Source organism: Pseudomonas sp. Mb7 (assembly GCF_054790525.1).
In genome coordinates this window covers 6186314-6202048 of sequence record NZ_CP186501.1, presented here as the reverse complement: position 1 = coordinate 6202048, position 15735 = coordinate 6186314, and the positions used below count along the sequence as shown (strand labels likewise).

Here is a 15735-nt window from a genome sequence, read left to right as displayed (position 1 = left end):
AGAAATAGCTGAAATTTCTTTCTCGTTGGCAGCGAACATCAAAGTTTCACCTTTTTCGGATGGTAAAAGACCAACCTTAACGATTATTCTCACAACGCAGCCGGAGGCCACAAGCCATTCTTCTGTAGTTTTACTACTCGTCTATACATTCGAAAGGCTGAAATGCCGGAAGATTTGTAGTAAAACTACACGCCGCCGGAACAACCTATCGGCAATCCAAGAATTTTAAATCGTCTGCCCACAAGGCCAGTCGCAAACTCAGGCAACCGATTCTGGAAGCCTTTCCGCCCTGGAGCAAGCCATGCAAGACCTCGATCCCGTCGAAACCCAGGAATGGCTGGACGCCCTGGAATCGGTTCTCGACAAAGAAGGCGAAGACCGTGCTCACTATCTGATGACCCGTATGGGCGAACTCGCGACCCGCAGCGGCTCGCAGCTCCCTTACGCCATCACCACGCCTTACCGCAACACCATCCCGGTAACCCACGAAGCACGCATGCCTGGCGACCTGTTCATGGAACGCCGCATTCGCTCGCTGGTACGCTGGAACGCGATGGCCATGGTAATGCGTACGAACCTGAAAGATTCTGACCTGGGTGGTCACATCTCCAGCTTCGCTTCCAGTGCGACCCTGTATGACATCGGCTTCAACTACTTCTTCCAGGCCCCGACCGACGAACACGGTGGCGACCTGATCTACTTCCAGGGCCACACTTCGCCAGGCGTTTACGCCCGTGCGTTCATGGAAGGCCGCATCACCGAAGACCAGATGAACAACTTCCGCCAGGAAGTCGACGGTCAGGGCCTGTCGTCCTACCCGCACCCTTGGCTGATGCCTGACTTCTGGCAGTTCCCGACCGTATCGATGGGTCTGGGTCCAATTCAAGCGATCTACCAGGCACGCTTCATGAAGTACCTGGAACACCGCGGTTTCATCCAGCCGGGCAAACAGAAAGTCTGGTGCTTCCTGGGCGACGGCGAGTGCGACGAGCCGGAATCCCTGGGCGCGATCTCCCTGGCCGGCCGCGAGAAGCTGGACAACCTGATCTTCGTCATCAACTGCAACCTGCAGCGCCTCGACGGCCCGGTTCGCGGCAACGGCAAGATCATTCAGGAACTCGAAGGCGTGTTCCGCGGTGCTCAGTGGAACGTGACCAAAGTCATCTGGGGCCGTTTCTGGGACCCACTGCTGGCCAAAGACGTCGACGGCATCCTGCAACGTCGTATGGACGAAGTCATCGACGGCGAGTACCAGAACTACAAAGCCAAAGACGGCGCGTTCGTCCGTGAACACTTCTTCAACACGCCAGAACTCAAGGCGATGGTTGCTGATCTGTCCGACGACGAGATCTGGAAACTCAACCGTGGCGGCCATGACCCGTACAAGGTCTATGCGGCGTACCACGAAGCGGTCAACCACAAAGAACAACCAACCGTCATCCTCGCCAAGACCATCAAGGGTTATGGCACCGGTGCCGGCGAAGCGAAAAACACTGCGCACAACACCAAGAAAGTCGACGTCGACAGCCTGAAGTTGTTCCGCGATCGTTTCGACATCCCGGTCAAGGACGAAGAGTTGGAGAACCTGCCGTTCTTCAAACCAGAGCCAAACAGCGCCGAAGCCCGCTACCTCAGCGAGCGGCGCACTGCACTGGGCGGTTTCGTCCCTCAGCGCCGCGCACAAAGCTTCAGCGTGCCGACTCCGGACCTGGACACCCTCAAGGCCATCCTTGACGGCTCTGGCGACCGTGAAATTTCCACCACCATGGCTTTCGTGCGAATCCTCGCGCAACTGGTCAAGGACAAGGAAATCGGCCCGCGCATCGTCCCGATCATCCCGGACGAAGCCCGTACCTTCGGTATGGAAGGCATGTTCCGTCAGCTCGGCATCTACTCGTCCGTCGGCCAGCTCTACGAGCCAGTCGATAAAGACCAGGTGATGTTCTACAAGGAAGACCAGAAAGGTCAGATCCTTGAAGAAGGCATCAACGAAGCAGGCGCCATGAGTTCCTTCATCGCTGCCGGTACTTCGTACTCCAGCCACAACCAGCCGATGCTGCCGTTCTACATCTTCTACTCGATGTTCGGCTTCCAGCGTATTGGCGACCTGGCCTGGGCTGCCGGCGACAGCCGTACCCGTGGTTTCCTGATCGGCGGCACCGCCGGCCGTACCACCCTGAACGGTGAAGGCCTGCAACACGAAGACGGCCACAGCCACCTGCTGGCCGCGACCATCCCGAACTGCCGCACCTACGATCCAACCTACGGCTACGAGCTGGCGGTGATCATTCAGGACGGCATGAAGAAGATGACCGAAGAGCAACAGGACATCTTCTACTACATCACCGTGATGAACGAGTCGTACCAGCAGCCAGCCATGCCGGCCGGTGCCGAAGAAGGCATCAAGAAAGGCATGTACCTGCTCGAAGAAGACACCCGCGATGCGGCGCACCACGTACAGCTGATGGGTTCCGGCACCATCCTGCGTGAAGTGCGTGAAGCGGCGAAGATCCTGCGTGAAGAGTTCAACGTTGGCGCCGACGTCTGGAGCGTTACCAGCTTCAACGAACTGCGTCGCGACGGCCTCGCTGTCGAGCGCAGCAACCGTCTGAAGCCTGGCCAGAAGCCTAAGCTGAGCTACGTCGAAGAGTGCCTGAACGGCCGTAAAGGTCCGGTCATCGCGTCTACCGACTACATGAAGCTGTTCGCCGAGCAGATCCGTCAGTGGGTACCGTCCAAGGAATTCAAAGTCCTGGGCACCGACGGTTTCGGCCGCAGCGACAGCCGCAAGAAACTGCGTCATTTCTTCGAAGTCGACCGTCATTTCGTGGTGTTGGCAGCCCTGGAAGCACTGGCTGACCGTGGTGATATCGAACCTAAAGTCGTGGCTGAGGCCATCGTCAAGTTCGGCATCGACCCGGAAAAACGCAACCCACTGGACTGCTGAGGAGACATTTTGTGAGCGAACTCATTCGCGTACCTGACATCGGCAGCGGTGAAGGTGAAGTAATTGAACTGTTTGTGAAGGTCGGCGACCGTATCGAAGCCGACCAGAGCATCCTGACCCTGGAATCGGACAAGGCCAGCATGGAAGTGCCGGCCCCGAAAGCCGGCGTCATCAAGAGCCTGAAAGTGAAGCTGGGCGACCGTCTGAAAGAAGGCGACGAACTGCTTGAGCTGGAAGTCGAGGGCGCCGCTGAAGCGGCCCCTGCTCCTGCCGCTGCGCCGGCTGCAAAAGCGGAGGCCAAACCGGCTGCCGCGCCTGCTGCCGCTGCACCAGCCGCTGCCCCTGCTGCCGCTTCGGTTCAGCAAGTGCACGTGCCGGACATCGGCTCTTCGGGCAAGGCACAGATCATCGAGATCCAGGTCAAGGTCGGCGACACCGTCGAAGCTGATCAATCTTTGATCACTCTGGAATCCGACAAGGCGAGCATGGAAATCCCGTCGCCTGCCGCTGGCGTGGTTAAAGCCATCAGCGTCAAGCTCAACGACGAAGTCGGCACTGGCGACCTGATTCTGGATCTGGAAGTGGCGGGTGCTGCGGCCCCTGCGGCTGCCGCTCCGGCCCAGGCTGCTGCACCGGCCGCTGCCGCTGCGCCTGCTCCGGCAGCCGCGCCAGCAGCACCGGTGGCTGACAGCGTTCAGGACATCCACGTTCCGGACATCGGCTCGGCTGGCAAAGCCAAGATCATCGAAGTGTTGGTCAAGGCTGGCGACAGCGTTGAAGCCGACCAGTCGCTGATCACCCTGGAATCCGACAAAGCGAGCATGGAAATCCCATCGCCTGCCGCTGGCGTGGTGGAAAGCGTTTCCATCAAGCTAGATGACGAAGTCGGTACCGGCGACCTGATTCTGAAGCTGAAAGTCAAAGGCGCAGCGCCTGCTGCTGCCCCGGCTCCAGCTGCCGCCGCTGCTGCTCCGAGCGCTCCGGCACCTGCCGCTGCTGCTCCGGCTGCCGCTGCACCTGCTGCAGCTCCAGCCGCCGCACCGGCCAAGCCGGGTGCCAAAGTTCACGCCGGCCCTGCCGTGCGTCAACTGGCCCGTGAGTTCGGCGTTGAGCTGAACGCTGTCGGTGCCAGCGGCCCGCACGGTCGTATCTTGAAAGAAGACGTGCAGGTTTACGTCAAAGCGATGATGCAGAAGGCCAAGGAAGCACCGGCCGCTGCAGCGGGCGCAACCGGTGGCGCGGGCATCCCGCCGATTCCGGTCGTCGACTTCAGCCGTTTCGGCGAAATCGAAGAAGTGCCGATGACTCGCCTGATGCAGATCGGCGCGTCGAGCCTGCACCGCAGCTGGCTGAACATCCCGCACGTGACTCAGTTCGATTCGGCTGATATCACCGAGCTGGAAGCGTTCCGCGTGGCGCAGAAAGCCGTTGCAGAGAAGGCTGGCGTCAAGCTGACCATCCTGCCGCTGCTGCTCAAGTCGTGCGCGCACATGCTCAAGGAGCTGCCGGACTTCAACAGTTCGCTGGCGCCAAGCGGCAAAGCGATCATCCGCAAGAAATACGTGAACATCGGCTTCGCCGTCGACACCCCGGATGGCCTGCTGGTACCGGTGATCAAGAACGTCGACCAGAAGAGCCTGTTGCAACTGGCAGCCGAAGCCGCTGCGCTGGCCGCCAAAGCCCGCGACAAGAAGCTCACCGCTGACGACATGCAGGGCGCCTGCTTCACCATTTCCAGTCTTGGCCACATTGGCGGCACCGGCTTCACGCCGATCGTCAACGCGCCGGAAGTGGCGATCCTCGGTGTTTCCAAGGCAACCATCCAGCCAGTCTGGGACGGCAAAGCCTTCCAGCCGAAACTGATGCTGCCGCTGTCGTTGTCCTACGATCACCGTGTGATCAACGGCGCCGCTGCCGCACGCTTCACCCAGCGTCTGGGCAGCCTGCTGGCGGACATCCGCACGATCCTGCTGTAACTCGATCGGCCCTCCGGCAACGGAGGGCCGATTGCTGCACCCTTTCGAGCGCCACACGCTCGTACCTCAACCCCGTCAGTTTGGCGGGGCTTTTTTTTGCCTGAAGAAACACCTCCCTCGTCTTTTTCCCACACGTCGCGCTGACATCGGCCACAACTCCGGTCGACTTGGTACCGATCTTTTTTATTCGATACGCAACTAACCTAGGCGCAACCAATTCAACTAAGAAAACTTAGTGAAATCCTGTTAACTCAAGTTAATTCGAATGGATTCGACATGTTAAAACCAACTATCGGCCCAATTACCGGCCACGTTACAACTGTTCATGCGCGCATCTTCATGCGTGGCGATCGTCAGAACAACTCGCCGGTATTTGCCGGGATTCGTTATCGCGCTTCAAGCACACAACATTGGTCCAAAGGTAACTTTGCGCAACTGAGTGAATTACGCGAAATGTCACATGTGTTCGCCCTCAACAACTTGAGTGCCGACACCGAATATGAATATCAGACCGGCTGGTTCAGCCCGATGAATCCGGTACATACGCCAGACAGCGTTGCCGAGTTGCCGTTGCAATGGCCACGGGAAATCTATCGCCTGCGTACCCGCTCCAGCAAAGCCCTGCAACCCAGAGCCTACATCGTCGGCTCCTGCCGCTACTTGCGCATGACTGCTGGCATTGTCTCCCTGCCGCAACTGGGTGACCGGATCTTTGCATCCATCAATCAGCTCATCGAGGGCATACAACCCCCGATCAGCGCGGTATTGATGACCGGCGATCAAATTTATGTGGACGACTTGAACCTGGTCGCACCGGATCGCGAATACAAAGACATCCTCAACAAGTACCGCGCCGCGTTTTCCCAACCAAACATTCAACGGTTGATGTCTGGCACGTCGACTTACATGATTCTCGATGATCACGAAATCGAAGATAACTGGCCTGCCAATGCCAGCAAGTCCGACGGCGACTTGTACCGTAACGCAATGGCTGCCTATGAGTTGTATCAGGCCAGTCATAGCCCGGTACATCCGCTGACAACTAACGGTGAAATAGATCACTCGACACTTGAGCACTACTGGTATCAATTCAGCGACGGCGATATCGAATGGTTTGTCACCGATAGTCGCACCCGCCGCAACTTGTCAGCCGATGACCGACGCATCCTCGACGAGGCACAGGAACAGGCCCTGCTCAAATGGCTGAGCCACAGCACAGCGCGGGTCAAGTTCGTGGTCACCAGCGTGATGTTCTATCCCGATCGCAAACGCCACGGCGATGACGCCTGGAAAGCCTTTCCCGAGCAACGCCTGCGCCTGCTGGAAACCATCCGCACCCGGCGAATCAAGAATGTCGTGTTCATTTCCGGGGACGTGCATGGCTCGCTGGCGGCTCGTTTGACACACAGCGAAGACCCGGACTTCGAAATCCACACGGTGGTGTCCTCGCCGCTGTGCAACAGCAAACTGCTGCCATATGCCAAAGCGTCCACGTTCATCCTGGATCAGCCGCTGGTGCGCACGGCGGCGGGCGATTATCGGCATGAACTGACCAGCACGGTGGTGAGTGAAGACAATTTCGCCCACTTGGTGGTCGAGGCTGATCAGATTATGGTCAATTACCATGATCGGGATGGAAAACGGCTGCAGTCGATCGCCATAAAGCTGCGCTAAGCCTTAAAGATCGCAGCCTTCGACAGCTGCTACAGAGGGCGCATTCCCCTGTAGACACTGCCCAAGGCTGCGATCTTTTACTCTTTTCAACGACGTGCTGGAGAAATGCCCGACGCAGCCGACATATTCTTATAGCACTTGGCCTTCATGTCTCTTGTCAGTCAGTGCCGCAATGATGCAACCTTGCCGCAGGCAACAGTAAAGAGGGCGAGAGCCCGGCGCGTTCAGCATATTTCCAAGCGAGTTCCCTTCATGAAGAGCCAACCCGATGCCGCCAGCCGTATGGCGGCCGAGGTAGTGACGCAGTTGCCTGTGCCCTCGCGGCTCGGCATGCTGCGTTTCGAGCGCTTGAATGAAGCCAGTTGGGCGATGCTGTTTCTCGATCCCAACTGTGAACGCCAGTTCGGTCAGCCAGCCGTCGAGCTTTGCGCGCTGGTCGGCTCACCCTACGCCAGCCTGATGGAACCCGAAGCGCGCTATCAACTGCACGACGCGATCCAGCAGCAACTGCGCGACAGCCCGCATTATCTGGTGCGCTATACCCTGCACACCGCCGCAGGCAAGCTGAACATCCTCGAATTGGGCGAAGCGTATAAACAGCACAATCGTCATCTGCTGCGCGGCTATCTATTGGCGGTCGATGATGTGTTCGACGAAGTGCCGCAGGTGCCCTGCGTCGACCTCGAAACCCAGAATTCACGCCTGCAAATCGCCCTTGAACTCAATCAACGCGCGCAGCAGGAACAACTGCAGCACCTGGAACGCGTGCGCGCCCAGCAGGACCTGATTCTGCTGCTCGCGCGCCAGCGCTACAGCACGCACAACTCGTTGCAGGAAGCCGCCGAGCTAATCACCCGCTGCGCCTGCGATATCTATGAAATCGACTGCGCCAGCCTGTGGAACCTCGAAGGCCAGCATCTGGTGCCGATCTCCGCGTACCACCGCGCGACCCAGGAATACATCCTTCCGGACGTGATCGACATCAGTAGCTTCCCGGATTACATGGACGCCCTGCACGGCAGTCGCGCTATCGATGCGCACAACGCGATGCGCGACCCGCGTACCCGGGAGATGGCCGAAGCCCTGCGCCCGCGCGACGTCAACGCCATGCTCGACGCCAGTATTCGCGTCGATGGGCAAGTGGTCGGCGTGCTGTGCCTGGAACAGACCGGCGTCACCCGCGCCTGGCAGTCCGATGAAATCGCCTTTGCCGGTGAGCTGGCTGACCAGTTCGCGCAAGTCATCAACAACCACAACCGCCGCACTGCCACCAGCGCCCTGCACCTGTTCCAGCGTGCAGTCGAGCAAAGCGCCAACGCGTTTTTGCTGGTCAATTGCGACGGCGTGGTCGAGTACGTCAACCCGAGTTTCACCGCGATCACCCAATACACCACCGAAGAAGTCCATGGCCAGCGTCTGTCCGAGCTGCCGGCGCTGGAAAACCTCAGTGAACTGTTGTTCGACGCGCCCTCGGCGCTGGCCAAGAGCAACAGTTGGCAGGGCGAATTCAAAAGCCGCCGCAAGAACCTCGAACCGTACTGGGGTCAGCTGTCGATCTCCAAAGTCTACGGTGACAACCGTGAGCTGACGCATTACATCGGCATCTACGAAGACATCACCCAGACCAAACTGGCGCAGCAGCGCATTGAGCGCCTGGCGTACACCGACAACCTGACCAACCTCGGCAACCGGCCGGCGTTTATCCGCAATCTCGACGAACGCTTCGCCCGCGATAGCGATACGCCGATCAGCCTGTTGCTGGTCGACATCGACAACTTCAAGCGGATCAACGACAGCCTCGGCCACCAGACCGGCGACAAGCTGCTGATCAGTCTGGCCCGGCGTCTGCGCAACAGCCTGAGCCCAAGTGGCAGCCTCGCGCGGTTCGCCAGTAACGAATTTGCCGTGCTGCTCGACGACACCGACCTGGCGACCGGTCAGCAGATCGCCAACCAATTGCTGGCGACCCTCGACAAGCCGATGTTCGTCGACAACCAGTTGATCAGCGTCACCGGTTCGGTCGGCCTGGCCTGTGCACCGCTACACGGTCGCGATCCGCAAACGCTGATGCGTAACGCCGGCCTGGCGCTGCACAAAGCCAAGGCCAACGGTAAACATCAGGTGCAAGTCTTCACCGAAGCACTGAACGCCGAGGCCAGCTACAAACTGTTCGTCGAAAACAACCTGCGCCGCGCCCTGACCCAGAACGAGCTGGACGTGTTCTACCAGCCCAAGCTGTGCCTGCGCAGCGGTCGTCTGCTGGGCATGGAAGCGCTGCTGCGCTGGAACCACCCGGAACGCGGCATGATTCGCCCGGACCAGTTCATCAGCGTCGCCGAAGAAACCGGCCTGATCATTCCGATCGGCAAGTGGATCGCCCGTCAGGCCTGCCGCATGAGCAAAGCGCTGACCGCAGCAGGGATGGGCAATCTGCAAGTGGCGATCAATTTGTCGCCGAAACAGTTCTCCGACCCGGATCTGGTGGCCTCCATCGCCAACATCCTCAAGGAAGAAGCGCTGCCGGCCAATCTGCTCGAGCTGGAGCTGACCGAAGGCCTGCTGCTGGAAGCCACCGAAGACACGCACTTGCAGCTCGACCAGCTCAAGCGCCTTGGGTTGACGCTAGCCATGGACGACTTCGGCACCGGGTATTCATCGCTGAGTTATTTGAAGAAATTCCCGATCGACATCATCAAGATTGATCGCAGCTTCATCCACGAAATTCCCGACAACCAGGACGACATGGAAATCACCTCGGCGGTGATCGCCATGGCGCACAACCTGAAACTCAAGGTTGTGGCCGAAGGCATCGAAACCGCCGAACAACTGGCGTTCCTGCGCCGCCACCGTTGCGATGTCGGACAGGGTTACCTGTTCGACCGGCCGATTCCGGGCGCAGAACTCATCCAAGCGCTGAAACGCTACCCGCGCGGCCCGCTCTGCCTCTGACCTCGCCGCTCCTACATTGGATAGTGCGAAGTCGGGCATCATTCGGCACACTGGCGGTCTGACTTTTCACATCCAACCTGACTGAGAGGAACGATCATGGTTCTGCGCTCGGAAATTCTGGTGAACAAGAACGTGCTCCCGACTAAAGAACAAGCTCTGCCCGGCCGCGAAACCGCGATGACCCTGCCTGAAAAGCACTTCGTGTTTGAAGAAACCCCGCTGCTTGGCCCGTTTTTCCAGGACGTCGACTTTGCGATCTTCGGTCTGGGCTGCTTCTGGGGCGCCGAACGCCGCTTCTGGCAGCGCGAAGGCGTGGTCAGCACCGTGGTGGGTTATGCCGGCGGTTTCACGCCGAACCCGACTTACGAAGAAGTCTGCTCGGGCCTGACCGGCCACGCCGAAGTCGTGCTGGTTGTGTATGACAAGGCCAAAGTCAGCTACGAAGAGCTGCTGGCGATGTTCTGGGAACTGCACAACCCGACGCAGGGCATGCGTCAGGGCAACGACATCGGTACGCAGTACCGCTCGGTGATCTACGCAACCTCGCCTGAGCATCTGGACGCGGCGCTGAAAAGCAAAGCTGTGTATCAGGCGGAACTGTCGAAGGCGGGTCTGGGGGAAATCAGCACCGAGATCGAACAGGCGCCGACCGTGTACTTCGCCGAGGCGTATCACCAGCAGTATCTGGCGAAAAATCCTGAAGGGTATTGCGGGATCGGCGGCACCGGCGTGTGCATGCCAGCGAGCCTGGCGGGTAACTGACCCTTAAAAGCAAAAGATCGCAGCCTTCGGCAGCTCCTACAGGAGATCAGTGATCGTCCGCACATTGGTGGACGACACCGAACCGTGTAGGAGCTGCCGCAGGCTGCGATCTTTTGATCTTGCCGTTGATCAGCTCTCGGCAATCAACCAATCCATCTGCCACCCACCCTGAGTCTGCCCCAGCTTCTTCGACAACCACGGCAGCAGCTCACGCAATTCCTCCTCCAGCCCCCACGGCGGATTGGCAATCGCCATGCCCGAACCGTTCAGGCTGTTCGGCGTATCCAGCGGATGCACCAGCAATTCCACGCGCAACAACTTCGGCGCACCGGTGCCGGCCAGATCCTGATAGAAGCGCCGCAACGCACGCTGATCCTTCACCGGATACCAGATCGCCGCTACGGTTTGGCGCATACGGCCAATCGCCTCTTTCAACGACGCCGCACAACGCTGCATCTCGTCGAGCTGCTCGAACGGCGGATCAATCAACATCACCGCACGCTTTTCCTGCACCGGCAGCATCGCTCGTGCAACGTGCCAGCCCTCGCCGAGATGAACTTTTACACGGCGATCACCGGCCATGTTGTCCTTGAGCAACACGCCGTCTTCGGGGTGCTTCTCGTTGAGCATCACCCGGTCCTGCGGGCGAGTCAGGCGCCGCGCCAGCTCCGGCGAACCCGGGTAGTAGCGCAGTTGGCCATCCGGGTTCATCTCGTGCAGCACCTTCATATAGTCGGCGGTCAACGCCGGCAGATCCTGCTGATCCCATAAGCGCGCGATGCCTTCCAGGTACTCACCGGTACGGTTGGCCTGATCGCCCTGCAAGTCATACAGACCGATGCCGGCATGCGTGTCGAGATAGGCAAACGGCTGCTCCTTGCGCGACATCAGGGCGATGAGGCGGGTCAAGGTCAGGTGTTTGAACACATCGGCGTGATTGCCGGCATGGAAGGCGTGACGATAATTCATGGCTGCTCCTGCGAAGGGCGCAAAGTTTACCTTTTACCGGGCGGCAAGTCAGGGGTTCGCAGCCGAGTGGACAAAAGCCTGTCCATCACCCTAGCCCTCTCCCGGAGGGAGAGAGGACTGACGGTGGTGATCTTGCGGCTTATGTCGACCTGAAAGATCAGCGCGAACTCAAGCCTGGCGAAGCAAAGTGCGCCGCTGAAGTCGCAGGTCGGCGTACCTCACCCAGACAACTCGATCAGTCCCCTCTCCCTCTGGGAGAGGGTTAGGGTGAGGGTTTTTGCTTTTACGCAGTTACACTTGCGAAAAATCAGAGACAGGAAGTCAAAAACTCATGCGATACCCGTTCATTTTCCTACTCGTCGTGCTAAGCCCATATCTAGCACTTGCCGACGAAAACCACATCGATCAAGCCAGACAAACGCTGAAGAACTATGGATTGAGCGAGTGCATTCTCAAGCCATTCAATCAAAAGTCTGAGCTGGAGCATGACATCGAAATGTCCGCCGGCGCCTACTCGCATTTTGGCAAAGGCATGCACACCGTCATGGAAAATGAAGACACGCACAAGGTTTTACACGATCCCTATAAAGAAACCAGAAACTATATGTTTGCGGCGTCTGACCAGATCTCTGCCAACAGAGAATACTCGGACAAAAAAATGATATTCCATGGTTGCGTACAGGTGTACAACTCAGAAGCGTTCGACCGTTTTATCCGGACTCAGGATGCTTACATCGTTGATGATTGACATCTTTTGATGTTGCTTTTAAGCATCAGGAAGGCATCTCGCGCAACCGCCTGCCGATGACATCAAGCACATCACAGCCGTCGCGCAACGGAATCACGCAGAGCTGGGCGAAGTCGCTGAGGATAACGGAGTCGCATTCGACCGAGCCGCGCATGCACATGTTTTCCAGCACCTGGATCACGGCGCGCAGGCGGTGGTTGGCCGCGTCCATAAGGATGTCGAGGGGCACGTGGGTGTCGATGAACAGGGTCGGCATGTCGCTGCAATTGCCGGTCAGGGCCATGAAGCGGTTGTCGGGATGGGGGATGATTTTTTCGTAGGGTGGATCGGGTTTAAGCATAGTCATATCAGTTGTACCTCAATAGGTTTAGAGAGGCTGCCAAGTGACCTTCCTACGGGTATAGGTGGCAGCCGTACGCGAGAGTAGGAAACTGAGAAACCCACCAAACTCAGTCACGCCGAAGCGTTCCCGCGCACAGCTGCCGCAAACGATGCTACGGACACATATTAAGTGCCGCAATCAAACGACAACGCTGGTGCGCGGTGAATTTCGCAGGGGTCCTACGCCCTGTCACCGCTCTCGCAGTGACAACGAAAAGACTATCCCTGCAACCCACCGCCCACCAGTTCATGAAAACCGCCGCAACTCGAAGGAATCGTCCGAGTCCTTCGCCCCGAAAACTCACTCTGACTCTGCCAGCAAAAACGCCAGCAACGCCGATTGCGACGAATCTTCCGACATTGAAACCTGAAAAAACCGCCTCACCTTGCAACGCAAAACCGCCTCGGGAAAGGCCTCGAAAAGAACCGGATATTCTTCGCTCAACCACTGCAACGCATTAGCCGTTCGAACGTCATTACCCTGCTGCGCCAGCACCGATTCCGGCACCTGCCACCAAGGAAATATCTGCCCCGAAACCTGCGCCCTGCCACCAATTTCCAGCGCCTGACCATTGATCAAACAACGCCCGATCAGCGGAAACAGTTGCGCCGCATCCACCTCATCGGCCTGAAGAATCGGCAACAGAAACCGCCCGTCCCAGAAACGAAAAAACACCGTTTTGCCGCCCGGCATCAGCACTTGGGTGAGGCTGCGAAAATGCGCCACCACCTCTTCAAGACTCGCCGAAGACACCGCCAGCCAACCCCAATCCAGCGACTCGGTAGTGGCGACCCAATGCAGAAACTTACTGTCGGCGGCGAAAACTCCCACGTGAGGCATCACCGCATCCCACTCGGCATAGATCGTCTCGGCCCAGATCGCACTGGCCGCTTCTGGCCAAGCCTCAAGCGGCTTCGCCTCGCTGGCATTGCTGAACACCGCGAATAATTGCTCGGACGCTTTCAACGGCTCCCGCGCCAACCAATCGGCAGGCAATAGAAAATCAGGCTGCACAGAGACCGTCCTTGCAACGTTCACACTCTTCGCAGAATGGCGCGTCCCCCTTGAAGCTCATGATTTGTGCAGCAGTCAGCATGGCAGCCGGCGCGGCGGCGAGTTTCTCCGGCAATCCCGGTACAACCGGCGCGGCACTCATCGCCGCCATCGGCGCACCACCCACTACAATCGGCACGCTGCTGAAAATGCCGCCGGGGCCGATGTTGATCCACTGCCCACCGGCCTGAATCGTCGCACTCGCGCCACCGTCGATCACCACTTGCTGACCGGCGCTGACGTGGAATTGCCCACTGGCGCTGATCGCCTGATTACTCACGCGAACATGACGGTCGCCGGTCACGCTCAGATGATCGTCCTGCTTCACTTCGGTTTGGCGCTGGCCGTGGGTGATGCGCTGCTCATCAGCCTTCAATTCATGCCGCGCGGTGCCGGTGACGACGATGCTGCGCTGGTTATCAACCTGCACCTGTTGATCGTTCAACACATGCTGCGTCCAGTTACGCTGGGCGCGCAGATAAATTTCCTCAGCGCCTTTCTTATCCTCGATGCGCAGTTCGTTGTAGCCGCCACCGCCGGGGCTGCTCTGACTACGAAAAATGCTACGGGTCTTGTCCGCCGGAAGATCCAGCGGGATCGGCGTCGCGGCGTTGGGCAGGCAGCCCACGACCAAAGGTTTGTCGGCGTCGGCATCGATGAAACCGACCAGCACTTCCATGCCGACTCGCGGAATCAGCACGCTGCCGTAACGGTCGTGCGCCCAGTTAGTAGCAACGCGTAGCCAGCAACTGGAATGCTCGTTCAATTCGCCGTCGCGATCCCAGGCCAGTTGCACCTTGACCCGGCCGTACTCGTCGCAGTGGATTTCCGTGTCTTTCGGCCCGGTCACAACCGCCGCTTGATAGCCGCGCATGCGTGGTTTTTCCGGCCCCAGCGCCGGGCGGAAGAACACGTCCCACGGCGTGGCTAGAAAGCTATTACGGTAACCCTGAAATCCCTCGCCATCGCTGGTCACCGATTCCTCCAGCACCTGCGGCTGGCGGCCATGATGCTCGATGGCGGTCAGCAACCAGAGGTCATTCCAGTCGTGGCGCGGATGCTCGGTCAGTTGCAGGAAATGCCCGCAAACCAGTGCGGATTCGTCGCTGACGCCCTCAGCCTGACGGTAATCGGCGACATGTCGCTCAAGTGCCCGCTGGGTCAGGTGCTTGCCGGTTTCCCGATCATTGAATTGGCCGGGGAAGTGATAGTCCTCCAGCACCGGGCGCTGCTCGCCGTCGACACGGCTTTGCAACTGCAGCCGCGGCTTTTCGAAGTTGTAGTCGCGCCGGGTGACCACGCTGGTACGGGTTTCGACGCGAACGTTAAAGCGCTGAATCGCCCGCGCGCCAGCGGACATGCCACTGCCCGGCAGATAAACCGTTGGCTCGGCGAGACGCGGGAACACAGTCTGGTCATCGCCAAAAACCAACAGGTGACCTTGGGGACTGTGTTGAAAATGGTAATGAATGCCGACTTCGGCACACAGGCGCTGGATAAAGGCCAGGTCACTCTCGGCGTACTGCACGCAATACTCACGCACCGGGTAATCGCTGCCGAGGCGAAATTCAAAAGCATCACGCAGGATCGAATGATCCTTGAGCACTCGCGCGACAATTTGCGGCACCGTCAGATGCTGGAAGATCCGCTGATTGATCCGCTGGCCGAGGTAGGTCAGACGCGGGACGAGGCTGATGTGATAACGCGTCAGACGTTTCCCGGAATCGCCCTGCCCGACCTGATAAATCTGACCGTGAATACCGGAACCCTGAGCATCCAGGCTCAGAAACGCCTGACAGTGCAGCAGGCTTTCGAGGTCCAGGTCCGGCCGTTCACTGACCAGTTCCAGCTCGAAGCGAAAGGGTTGGCTGATGGCTTCCTTGCCCGTGAACTCAAGGACCTTGAGGTCATGTTGGGCGCCTTCGAGGGTCAACGTGAAACGCGGTTGATTGGCAGGCGCGAACATCCGATGTCTCTCTGCAGTGTGAGGGCGGGCGATTCTGCATGAGGGGCAAGGGGTGATGAATGGGTGACGGGAAAATCAGATTTTCCCTACTTTCATTGACGAAAAACCCTGCAAAAAGCGACGCCTTCAACTACAGACAAATCTCTCAAGTTCACCTCCATCCCTTGTAGGAGTGAGCCTGCTCGCGATAGCAGTGTGTCAGTCAACATTTTCGTTACTGATGAACCGCTATCGCGAGCAGGCTCACTCCTACAGGGACACGCGGTGAATCAGAGAAATCACAGGCACAAAAAAACGGCCCGTCTCCTG

At 58.6% G+C, this 15735-nt stretch carries 10 protein-coding genes; 6 read left to right on the top strand and 4 right to left on the bottom strand.

Annotated features, from left to right (window positions below):
• Positions 1–301 precede the first annotated feature (301 nt).
• The 5 genes from aceE (at position 302) to msrA (ending at position 10308) form a co-directional block, all read left to right on the top strand.
• The gene (gene aceE / locus ACOYXH_RS28065) at positions 302–2947 is read left to right on the top strand and encodes a pyruvate dehydrogenase (acetyl-transferring), homodimeric type (protein ID WP_007915682.1); all 2646 of its coding nucleotides are present in this window, start codon (positions 302–304) and stop codon (positions 2945–2947) included.
• Positions 2948–2958: 11 nt separating this feature from the next.
• Complete coding sequence (gene aceF / locus ACOYXH_RS28060) at positions 2959–4923, top strand: dihydrolipoyllysine-residue acetyltransferase (protein WP_095125329.1); 1965 nt, start codon at positions 2959–2961, stop codon at positions 4921–4923.
• 276 nt (positions 4924–5199) lie between these two features.
• The gene (locus ACOYXH_RS28055; protein ID WP_460410122.1) at positions 5200–6597 is read left to right on the top strand and encodes an alkaline phosphatase D family protein; all 1398 of its coding nucleotides are present in this window, start codon (positions 5200–5202) and stop codon (positions 6595–6597) included.
• Between the two features lie 252 nt (positions 6598–6849).
• Positions 6850–9546, top strand: a complete 2697-nt coding sequence (locus ACOYXH_RS28050; protein ID WP_093430121.1) for a putative bifunctional diguanylate cyclase/phosphodiesterase — start codon at positions 6850–6852, stop codon at positions 9544–9546.
• Between the two features lie 96 nt (positions 9547–9642).
• Positions 9643–10308 carry a peptide-methionine (S)-S-oxide reductase MsrA gene (gene msrA / locus ACOYXH_RS28045; protein ID WP_095047250.1) on the top strand — a complete coding sequence of 222 codons (666 nt, stop codon included), beginning with the start codon at positions 9643–9645 and terminating at the stop codon, positions 10306–10308.
• Positions 10309–10437: 129 nt separating this feature from the next.
• Here msrA and ACOYXH_RS28040 read toward each other — a convergent pair whose 3' ends face one another.
• On the bottom strand, positions 10438–11277 hold the full coding sequence (locus ACOYXH_RS28040; protein WP_095125327.1) for a 23S rRNA (adenine(2030)-N(6))-methyltransferase RlmJ: 840 nt from the start codon (positions 11275–11277) through the stop codon (positions 10438–10440).
• 331 nt (positions 11278–11608) lie between these two features.
• Between ACOYXH_RS28040 and ACOYXH_RS28035 the strand changes: the two genes are divergently transcribed.
• Positions 11609–12025, top strand: a complete 417-nt coding sequence (locus ACOYXH_RS28035; RefSeq protein ID WP_095125326.1) for a hypothetical protein — start codon at positions 11609–11611, stop codon at positions 12023–12025.
• Positions 12026–12050: 25 nt separating this feature from the next.
• Here ACOYXH_RS28035 and ACOYXH_RS28030 read toward each other — a convergent pair whose 3' ends face one another.
• From ACOYXH_RS28030 to ACOYXH_RS28020, 3 genes are all read right to left on the bottom strand, one after another.
• Positions 12051–12371, bottom strand: coding sequence for a hypothetical protein (locus tag ACOYXH_RS28030; protein WP_095125325.1), 321 nt, complete (start codon positions 12369–12371; stop codon positions 12051–12053).
• Between the two features lie 336 nt (positions 12372–12707).
• Entirely contained in the window at positions 12708–13421 is a 714-nt protein-coding gene (locus ACOYXH_RS28025) for a DUF4123 domain-containing protein (RefSeq protein WP_095047247.1), read from the bottom strand.
• Positions 13411–15426 carry a type VI secretion system Vgr family protein gene (locus ACOYXH_RS28020; RefSeq protein ID WP_460410121.1) on the bottom strand — a complete coding sequence of 672 codons (2016 nt, stop codon included), beginning with the start codon at positions 15424–15426 and terminating at the stop codon, positions 13411–13413. Before ACOYXH_RS28020 ends, ACOYXH_RS28025 begins: the two co-directional genes overlap by 11 nt.
• Between the last annotated feature and the right edge of the window lie 309 nt (positions 15427–15735).